The following is a 9,766-nucleotide window of genomic DNA, read 5'->3' on the forward strand; positions in this document are numbered from 1 at the left end:
ATGTTCAATGACACTCCGCATTCGCGAGCAAGCCCGCTCCCACATTTTGATCGCATTTCAAATCAGGGATTGTTCCAGTGCGACCCCAGCCCCCATCAACCCGGAATACGGCGCCGTCACCAGCCACACCGGTATCCCCTTGAAGTAGTCGCTCATGCAACCCTTGTCGGCAAAGCACCGGGCGAAACCGCTTTCGAGGAAGAAGTCGGCAAAGCGCGGAATCACGCCGCCTACGATGTAAACACCACCACGCCCACCGGTGGTCAGCACGTTGTTGCCGGCCACGCGGCCGAGCCAACAGCAGAATTGCTCGAGCACTTCAAGGGCAATCGGGTCGCCTGCCAGGCCTGCAGCAGTGATCGCCTCCGGGGTATCGAGCACCGGCTCATGTCCATCCACCGCACAGATCGCCCGATACACACGAGGCAAACCGCCGCCGCTCAACGCGGTTTCGGCGCTGACATGTCCGATCTCATTGAAGATGTGCTGCCACAGCTGGGTTTCCCGCGGACTGCTCAACGGCAGGTCAACGTGACCACCCTCCCCCGGCAACGCGGCAAAACGCCCTTCGCCGAGATTGAGCAAGGTGCCTACGCCCAGGCCAGTGCCCGGACCAATCACCACCGCCGGACGCAATGGCTCCGGCGTACCTTCGCAGACCACGCGGAATTCCCCCGGCTGCAAACGGGTCATGCCCAAGGCCATGGCCGAGAAGTCGTTGACCAGCAGCAAGCGGTCCACCTGCAAGGTCTGGCAGAAACCCTTGCGGCTCAGACGCCAGTGATTGTTGGTGAATTTGAATTCATCACCGCTCACAGGCCCCGCCACCGAAAGGCACACCGAACCGATCGAACCCGGTTTCAGGCCCAGCCCGCTCAGGTACAGGCTGATCGCCTCTTCCGGGCTGGCATGGTCGGCCGTCGGCAGCACCTGGACCGATTCCAGCTGCTGGTTTTTCCACAACGCAAAGCGTGCGTTGGTCCCACCGATGTCACCGACCAAAGCCAGTTTCAATTAAGCGTCTCCAGGGCAGAAGTGAACGCGCTGGCGCCCTGCTCTGCGGAGCTGAAGGCCATGCGCATGAAACCGAACAGCTCGCGACCGGTGCCGATGTTGTTACCCAACAGGCCCTTGGCCGGCGTGCGCGCTGCGAATTCTTCGGCGTCCACCTTGATCTCCAGGGTGCCTTTGACGCCATCGACGCGGATGATATCGCCCTCTTGCACCCGCGCCAAAGCGCCGCCCACATAAGCTTCGGGACTGACGTGAATCGCCGCCGGGATTTTCCCCGACGCACCGGACATGCGCCCGTCGGTGACCAGCGCGACTTTGAAGCCGCGATCCTGCAGCACGCCGAGGAACGGCGTCATCTTGTGCAGCTCCGGCATGCCGTTGGAGCGCGGGCCCTGGAAGCGCATCACCGCGACGAAATCCTTCTCCAGCAAACCGGCCTTGAACGCATCGGCCAGGTCCTGCTGATCCTGGAACACCATGGCCGGCGCTTCGACGATCTGGTTTTCCAGAGCAACGGCGGAAACCTTCATCACGCCGCGACCGAGGTTGCCTTCCATCACGCGCAGGCCGCCTTCTGGCGAGAACGCACGGGCCACCGGACGCAGGATGCTTTCGTCGAGGCTTTCGGTCACGCCTTCACGCCACACCAGTTCGCCGTTGTCGAGGAATGGCTCCTGGGTGTAGCGGCTCAGGCCGTGGCCCATCACGGTGTTGACGTTTTCGTGGAGCAGCCCGGCTTCCAACAGTTCACGGATCAGAAACGACATGCCGCCCGCCGCTTGGAAGTGGTTGATGTCAGCCTTGCCGTTCGGGTAGACGTGGCTCAGTGTCGGCACCACCTCGGAGAGGTCGGCCATGTCCTGCCAGGTCAGCTGAATGCCCGCCGCCATGGCGATGGCCGGCATGTGCAGGGTGTGGTTGGTCGAACCACCAGTGGCGTTCAGGGCGACGATGGAGTTGACCAGCGAGCGCTCGTCGACGATCTCGCCAATCGGCAGGAAGCTGCCGTTCTGTTTGGTCAGGCGCGTCACCTGATGCGCCGCTTCGCGGGTCAGGGCATCGCGCAATGGCGTGTTCGGGTTGACGAAAGACGCGCCCGGCAAGTGTAGGCCCATGACTTCCATCAACAGCTGATTGGTGTTGGCGGTGCCGTAGAAGGTGCAGGTGCCGGGGCTGTGGTAGGAGTTCATTTCCGATTCCAGCAGCTCTTCGCGCGTCGCCTTGCCTTCGGCATAACGCTGACGCACATCGGCTTTCTGCTTGTTGGAAATACCCGAGACCATCGGCCCGCCCGGCACGAAGATCATCGGCAGATGACCGAAACGCAGTGCGCCCATCATCAGGCCCGGGACGATCTTGTCGCAGATGCCGAGCATCAGCGCGCCATCGAACATGTTGTGGGACAGCGCCACGGCGGTGGACAAGGCAATCACTTCACGGCTGGGCAGGCTCAGTTCCATGCCCGGCTCGCCCTGGGTCACACCATCGCACATGGCCGGAGTGCCACCGGCGAACTGACCGACCGAGCCGATCTCGCGCAGGGCCTTTTTGATCAATTCGGGAAAGACTTCGTACGGCTGGTGCGCCGAGAGCATGTCGTTATATGACGAAACAATTGCGATGTTGGCGGAATTCATCATCCGCAGGCTGTGCTTGTCATCGCTCCCGCAACCGGCCACGCCGTGGGCGAAGTTGGCGCACTGCAGTTTGCCGCGCATCGGCCCGTCAGTGGCCGCGCCGCGAATCAATGCAAGGTAAGCCTCACGCGTGGCGCGACTGCGGGCGATAAGGCGTTCGGTGACCTCAAGTACGCGGGGATGCATGTGTAGAACTCCAGGCTAACGGATGTGGCGGACCTGATTGTCTATGCTGATCAAACGCCGTTGTCGATGGGATGACAGACGGTTTTCTCGATCGGTTGGACCAGTTGATTCAGGTCACTCGTTGTAGATTGAACAAAATATTGCCACTAAAAAGGCTTGTTTTCTATTTTTTTGCGAATAATCTTGTAATTCCAACAACAAAACGACGGTAGCGCTGATATATGACTCTTCGAATCGCAATCAATGGTTTTGGCCGGATCGGCCGTAATGTCCTGCGCGCACTCTATACCCAGGGCTACCGTCAGGATCTGCAGATTGTCGCCATCAATGATTTGGGCGACAGCGCGATCAACGCTCATCTACTCAAGTACGACACGGTTCACGGCACGTTCGACGCCGATGTCCAGCACGATCAGGAAAGCCTGACCGTCAATGGTGACCGTATTGCGGTCAGCGCCATTCGCAATCCGGCGGACCTGCCATGGGCCGCAGAAAAGATTGATGTGGTGTTCGAATGCACCGGTCTGTTCACCGACCGCGCCAAAGCCGCCGCGCATATCACCGCCGGCGCCCGCAAAGTGATTATCTCCGCGCCGGCCAAGGGCGCCGACGCCACTGTGGTGTACGGGGTCAACCACGACATCCTGCGCCAGTCGCACCAGATCATTTCCAACGCGTCATGCACCACCAACTGCCTCGCCCCGGTAGCTCAGGTACTGCACCGCGAACTGGGCATCGAAAGCGGCCTGATGACCACGATCCATGCCTACACCAACGACCAGAACCTGACCGACGTTTATCACACCGACCCGTACCGCGCCCGCTCCGCGACCCAGAACATGATCCCGAGCAAGACCGGCGCCGCTGAAGCCGTGGGCCTGGTATTGCCGGAGCTGGCGGGCAAGCTGACCGGCATGGCCGTGCGCGTACCGGTGATCAACGTGTCGCTGGTGGACCTGACCGTGCAGCTGAAAAAAGAGGCCAGCGCCGAGGAAGTCAACGCGCTGCTCAAGCAGGCCAGTCAGCATTCGAAGATTCTCGGTTACAACACCCTGCCGCTGGTTTCCAGCGACTTCAACCACAACCCGCTGTCGTCGATCTTCGACGCCAACCACACCAAGTCCAGCGGCAAGCTGCTCAAGGTCCTGGCCTGGTATGACAACGAGTGGGGCTTCTCCAACCGCATGCTCGATAACTGCCTGGCGCTCTGCAACGCCGAGTGATCGCTGCTCGCTTATGCGCAGGAGCTGCCTCGGCAGCTTCTGCGAAAGCTGTGACAACCTGTCTGGAGCAGTACCCCTCATGATCGGCATCACCTTCACCGAAAAAACCATGGCGGCGCGCAAGCGTATCGCCCTGGTCGCCCATGACCATTGCAAAGCGTTCCTGCTGGACTGGGCCGAGCGCCAGAAACATCGCCTCGCCCAGCATCAACTGGTCGCCACCGGAACCACGGGTTTGTTATTGCAACAACGTCTCGACCTGCCCGTGGAAAGCATGATCAGCGGTCCGCTGGGTGGCGACCAACAACTCGGCGCGCAAATTGCCGAGCAACGGGTCGACATGCTGGTGTTCTTCTGGGACCCGTTCGAGCCCCAGCCCCACGACCCGGACATCAAGGCCTTGCTGCGGGTGGCGGCGGTCTGGAATATCCCCGTGGCGTGCAATGAATGCAGCGCCGACTATTTGCTCAGCAGCCCGTTGATGGAGCAGGCCCACCCGCACCGGATTCCGGATTACGCGACCTATTTGCAGGGTCGTGTCTAACGTCAAAAAGTGAAAACTTCACAAATCAGTGCTTGACCACTCGAGTAGATGATAAGCATTATCATTCGCTCAAAACGGATCAGGTCCTCCCGTGAGTCAATCGCGCTTCAACGACGTCTTCATCACCCAGCGAGTCTCTCTGCTGCGCACGCTGGAGCGGATGGTCAAAAACCACAGCACTGCCGAGGATCTCCTGCAGGAGACTTACCTGCGGGTGACCCGTGCGCTCAGCGAGCGGGCCATCGATCACCTGGAGCCTTTCGTTTTCCAGACCGCCCGCAATCTGGCGCTGGACCACTTGCGTGCGCGGCGCATCCATTCGCGGACCATGGTCGATGACGTGCCGCTGGAGGTAGTGGAAAGCGTTGCCGCCCCCGCCAGCAGCGCCGAAGACGCCGCCCATGCCGAACAACTGCTCGAGCGTTTGAACGTGCGCCTCAGTCAACTCAGTTCCCGCCAGCAACAGATCTTCATCCTCAGCCGCCTGCACGGTCACAGTTACCTTGAGATCGCCGAAAAGCTCGACGTATCCCTGAGCACGGTGCAGAAGGAACTGAAACTGATCATGAGCATTTGCATCGGCGTCGCCGAGCGGGCGAACGGCCACTGAGTCGCCCGTGTCTCGACGGCCATGTTCATCGGGGCTACCCTTGCCCCTCTTTTGCGCTTCACTGAAAAAACAGCCGTGCACAGACACTGCCGAGGAAACACCGTGACGGACACCCACCGCTCCCCTTCGCCTTCATCGGCGCAGGACCCTGCAGACGCGATGGACCAGGCTATGGACTGGCTGATCGTGCTGGACAGCCCGAGCGAAGAACAGTCTCGCCAGTTCCACGATTGGCTCGCCGCCGACCCGGCGCACGCCGCTGCGTTCGCCAAGGCCAAGGAGATCTGGAACGGCCCGCAAGTCACGCAGTGCGCGCAGAACCTCGCCTCGCTTCCTGCCAAAGTCACCGTGCTGTCGCGTCTGCGCCCGCACTGGAAACCCCTGGCCACCGCTGCCGTGCTGATCCTCGGTCTGTTCAGCTTCAGCAACCTGCCGATGCGTTTGCAGGCCGATCACCTGACCGTGGTCGGCGAGCGCCAGCGCCTGCAACTGGAGGATGGCTCGAAGGTATTGCTCAATACCAACTCGGCGTTTTCCAGCACCATCAACGATCAGCAGCGTGTCGCGCGTCTGTATCAGGGCGAGGCGTTTTTCGAGGTGCAGTCCGCACGCGGCCAGCCGCTGGAGATCGACGCTGGCCCGGTCACCGCCAGCGTTCGCGACACCGCCTTCGCCGTGCGTTATCTGGACGGCGTGGCTCAGGTTCGCGTGCAACGCGGCGATGTCGATCTGCGCGCCACCCGCGATGATGCGCGGGTACGTCTGACTGCCGGGGAAAGCATCCGTATCGGCCCCAATGGTTTCGACCGCCCGGCCAAGCTCGATGCCGCCACCGACCTGGCCTGGGTCCAGGGCCGTCTGGTGTTCGAGAACTGTCCGCTGAGCCAGGTGCTGGCGGAACTGCGTCGCTACTATCCGGGCTGGATCATCAACAACAACGAACAGTTGGCAGATGTCGCCGTCACCGGAAACTACCGCCTCGACCAACCGCTGGACGTGGTGCGCTCCCTGGCTCACATCACCTCGGCCAAGCTCAAGGAATACCCGGCGCTGGTCATCTTGAACTGAATGAGAATTATTTTTACTCGATAGTGAACCCTCGTACGTCTCGTTATAGCCAATGCAATTGATTCGCATCCTCGGATGCCGATCAGCACCTATAAAGATTCGTGCGACACGGAGCGCTATCGATGTCCTCTCGCCTTACCCGCCAGTACTCTTCCCCTTCCCGCGTGCTGTCGCTGCTGACCGCCGCCATCCTGATGGCCGGCACTGCGCCGGTCATGGCCGCCAGCGCCGAACAGCCGAGCCGCAACATGGGCGACTATTCGTTCGCGATCGCGCCGCAACCGCTGGTTTCGGCACTCAATGATTTCACCGCGGTGACCGGCTGGCAGGTGGGCTTGCCGGCGGAACTGGGCGATGGTGTGGCATCGCCGGGCGTGCGCGGGTCGCTGCCACCGGAAAAAGCCCTGGAGCGCCTGCTGGTGGGGACCAGCCTGAGCTATCGCAAACTGGGCAATAACAACATCGTGCTGGAGCGCCGCACCAGCGCCGGCACCCTGAACCTGCAACAGGTAACCATCAGCGCCACCCGTAACGAACAGGACGTGAACAGCGTGCCGAGCACCGTCACCGTTCACACCCGCAATGAGCTGGACCGCAACAACGTCAACACCATCAAGGACCTGGTGCGCTACGAACCGGGTGTCTCCGTGGGCGGTGCCGGCACCCGTGGCGGGATCAGCGGCTACAACATCCGCGGCATCGACGGTAACCGCGTGCTGACGCAGATCGATGGCGTCGAAGTGCCCAACGGTTTCTTCAACGGCCCCTACGCCAAGACCCAGCGCAACTATGTCGACCCGGAAATCATCAAGCGCGTGGAAATCCTGCGCGGTCCGGCTTCGGTGCTTTACGGCAGCAACGCCATCGGCGGCGCGGTCAGCTACTTCACCCTCGATCCCGATGACATCATCAAGCCCGGCCAGGACGTCGGCGCGCGCCTCAAGACCGGCTACAGCTCGGCTGACGAGAGCTGGCTGAAATCCGCCACCGTTGCCGGTCGCGCCGATCAGTTCGACGGCCTGCTGCACTACAGCCAGCGCGACGGCCACGAAACCGAATCCTATGGCAGCAACAACGGCACAGGCCTGAGCCGCACCGCCGCCAACCCCGAAGACGTGCGCGCCACCAACGTGCTGGCCAAGATCGGCTGGAACTACAAGGACGATGCGCGACTGGGCCTGGTCTACGAGAAGTACAAGGACGATCGAGACACCGATCAGAAGAGCGCCTATGGCGGACCGTTCTTTGGTGGTGCTCCGACCATTCCGGCCAGCGTGTTGCCCGGCGGCATGTACCAGTGGCGTACCGGTAACGACACCATTACCCGCGAACGTTTCGGCATCGAGCACAGCTTCGCCCTCGACAGCCTGGTGGCGGACAACGTCAAGTGGAGCCTCAATCACCAGATCGCCAAGACCGACCAGAGCACCGACGAGTTCTACTTCCCGATCACCCGCCAGGTGCTGAGAACCCGCGAAACGCTCTACGAAGAAAAGCAGTGGGTGTTCGACGCTCAGTTGGACAAAGGCTTCAGCATCGCCGACACCGAGCATCTACTGACCTACGGCACCACCATCAAGCAGCAGAAAGTCACCGGCTCGCGCAGCGGTAACGGCACGTGCCTGGCGGTCGGTCGTGGCTGCACCGCCATCGGCGCGATCAGCACAGCCGACGTGCTGCGCAAATCCAGCGACTTCCCGGACCCGACCATCAACACTTACAGCGTGTTTGCCCAGGACCAGATCAGCTGGAACGACTGGACCTTCGTGCCGGGCCTGCGCTACGACTACACCGAACTCAAGCCTGACATCACCCAGGAGTTTCTCAACACTGTGTCCGCCGATGGTCGCGGCACCGTCAGCGACGAGAACAAGACCTGGCACAAAGTCTCGCCCAAGTTCGGCCTGACCTACGCCTTCAACGACAACTACACCTGGTACGGCCAGTACGCCGAAGGCTTCCGCACGCCGACCGCCAAGGCGTTGTACGGGCGCTTCGACAACACCGCCGCCGGCTATCGCGTAGAACCGAATCCGGATCTGGAGCCAGAGAAAAGCCAGGGCTACGAGACCGGCCTGCGCGGCAACTTCGAGCAGGGCTCCTTCGATGTGGCCGTGTTCTACAACAAGTACCGCGATTTCATTAACGAAGACGCCGTTACTCCAGGCTACGATGAGCCGACCTTCCAGAGCGCCAATATCAAGCACGCCACCATCAAGGGTGCCGAGATCAAAGGCCGTCTGAACCTCGACGCTTTCGGCGCGCCGCAAGGCCTGTACACCCAGGGCTCGGTGGCCTACGCCTACGGCCGCAACAACGACAACGGCGAGCCGCTCAACAGCGTCAACCCGCTGACCGGCGTATTCGGCCTCGGCTACGACCAGGAGAAATTCGGCGGTTTGCTCAGTTGGACTCTGGTCAAGCGCAAGGACCGCGTCGACGACAGTAACTTCAAGTCGCCGGACGGCGTCAGCAGCCAGTTCAAGACCCCGGGCTTCGGCGTGCTGGACATGAGCGCCTACTACAAGGTGACCGACGACGTGACCGTCAGCGGTGGCGTCTACAACCTGACCGACAAGAAGTACTGGCTGTGGGATGACGTGCGCGGCTACGACAGCGTCGGCGAAGCCTCGGTGACGCAACCGGCCAACCTCGATCGCCTGACCCAGCCGGGTCGAAACTTCGCGGTCAATCTGATCTGGGATATCTGATCCCGACGACCTCGCTGCGCGACTGGATAACGGTTGCGCAGCGAGGATTTTTTACTGTCCGGCACCTGCTCATTCGTCTCGTTACCAGGCACTACTCTTTCTCAAGGATTTTCCATGACCACTCAGGACACGGCTGCACGCCCGGCCTTGCGCTCGCAGCGGCTGAACCAGATCACCCACGAACCCCACAGCAAACTCGACGCGCTGGTCAAAGCCCACGCGCCGTTCGAAACCCAGGCCAACTTCGCCCGTTTCGTGGTGGCGCAGTATCTGTTCCAGTCGGAGCTGGTGGCGCTGTACAACGATTCCGAGTTGACCGCGATGGTCCCGGACTTGCCGGCCCGCTGCCGTGCCGAGGCGGCGAAGGCTGACCTCGCCGACCTGGACACTGAAGTGCCTGCGCCCGTTGCCGGTGCGGTGAACAACCCGAGCAAGGCCGAAGCCCTGGGCTGGCTGTTCGTCTCCGAGGGTTCGAAGCTCGGTGCGGCGTTCCTGATCAAGCGTGCGGTGGGCCTGGGCCTGAGCGAAACCTTCGGCGCCCGTCACCTGGGCGAACCGGCCGGCGGTCGTGCGCAGGGCTGGAAGAACTTCGTCAAAACCCTCGATGAGCTGGAGTTCAGCGCCGAAGAAGAAGCGCAGCTGGACAAGGGCGCCATCGACGCGTTCAACCGCTTCACCGTGTTGCTCGAACAGGCCTACACCCCGGAAACTGCCTGATTTGCTTTATGTAGGAGCGAGGCTTGCCCGCGAAGAATCCACCGCGGTATTTCTGA

General features: G+C 61.5%; 8 protein-coding genes. 6 read left to right on the forward strand and 2 right to left on the reverse strand.

What is annotated here, in order from left to right; genetic code table 11:
• Positions 1-57 precede the first annotated feature (57 nt).
• Together ACW9JE_RS24950 and edd are read right to left on the reverse strand one after the other, a co-directional pair.
• Complete coding sequence (locus ACW9JE_RS24950; protein WP_457434243.1) at positions 58-1,014, reverse strand: glucokinase; 957 nt, start codon at positions 1,012-1,014, stop codon at positions 58-60.
• The gene (gene edd / locus ACW9JE_RS24955; protein ID WP_224540916.1) at positions 1,011-2,837 is read right to left on the reverse strand and encodes a phosphogluconate dehydratase; all 1,827 of its coding nucleotides are present in this window, start codon (positions 2,835-2,837) and stop codon (positions 1,011-1,013) included. The genes ACW9JE_RS24950 and edd overlap by 4 nt, the downstream gene beginning before the upstream one ends.
• A 221-nt stretch (positions 2,838-3,058) precedes the next feature.
• On the opposite strand from edd, the gene gap reads away from it, so the two are divergent.
• From gap to ACW9JE_RS24985, 6 genes are all read left to right on the forward strand, one after another.
• Positions 3,059-4,060: a type I glyceraldehyde-3-phosphate dehydrogenase gene (gap, locus tag ACW9JE_RS24960; protein ID WP_150733671.1), complete on the forward strand. Its 1,002-nt coding sequence runs from the start codon at positions 3,059-3,061 to the stop codon at positions 4,058-4,060.
• Between the two features lie 79 nt (positions 4,061-4,139).
• On the forward strand, positions 4,140-4,604 hold the full coding sequence (locus ACW9JE_RS24965; RefSeq protein ID WP_224540914.1) for a methylglyoxal synthase: 465 nt from the start codon (positions 4,140-4,142) through the stop codon (positions 4,602-4,604).
• Between the two features lie 91 nt (positions 4,605-4,695).
• Positions 4,696-5,214, forward strand: coding sequence for an RNA polymerase sigma factor (locus tag ACW9JE_RS24970; protein WP_457434244.1), 519 nt, complete (start codon positions 4,696-4,698; stop codon positions 5,212-5,214).
• Between the two features lie 102 nt (positions 5,215-5,316).
• A complete protein-coding gene (locus ACW9JE_RS24975) occupies positions 5,317-6,282 on the forward strand; it encodes a FecR family protein (protein ID WP_457434245.1) in 966 nt (321 codons plus the stop codon).
• A 122-nt stretch (positions 6,283-6,404) separates the two neighbouring features.
• Complete coding sequence (locus tag ACW9JE_RS24980) at positions 6,405-8,993, forward strand: TonB-dependent receptor (RefSeq protein ID WP_457434246.1); 2,589 nt, start codon at positions 6,405-6,407, stop codon at positions 8,991-8,993.
• A 114-nt stretch (positions 8,994-9,107) separates the two neighbouring features.
• Complete coding sequence (locus ACW9JE_RS24985) at positions 9,108-9,710, forward strand: biliverdin-producing heme oxygenase (protein ID WP_457434247.1); 603 nt, start codon at positions 9,108-9,110, stop codon at positions 9,708-9,710.
• Positions 9,711-9,766 lie beyond the last annotated feature (56 nt).

Source organism: Pseudomonas sp. SDO55104_S430, assembly GCF_054070595.1.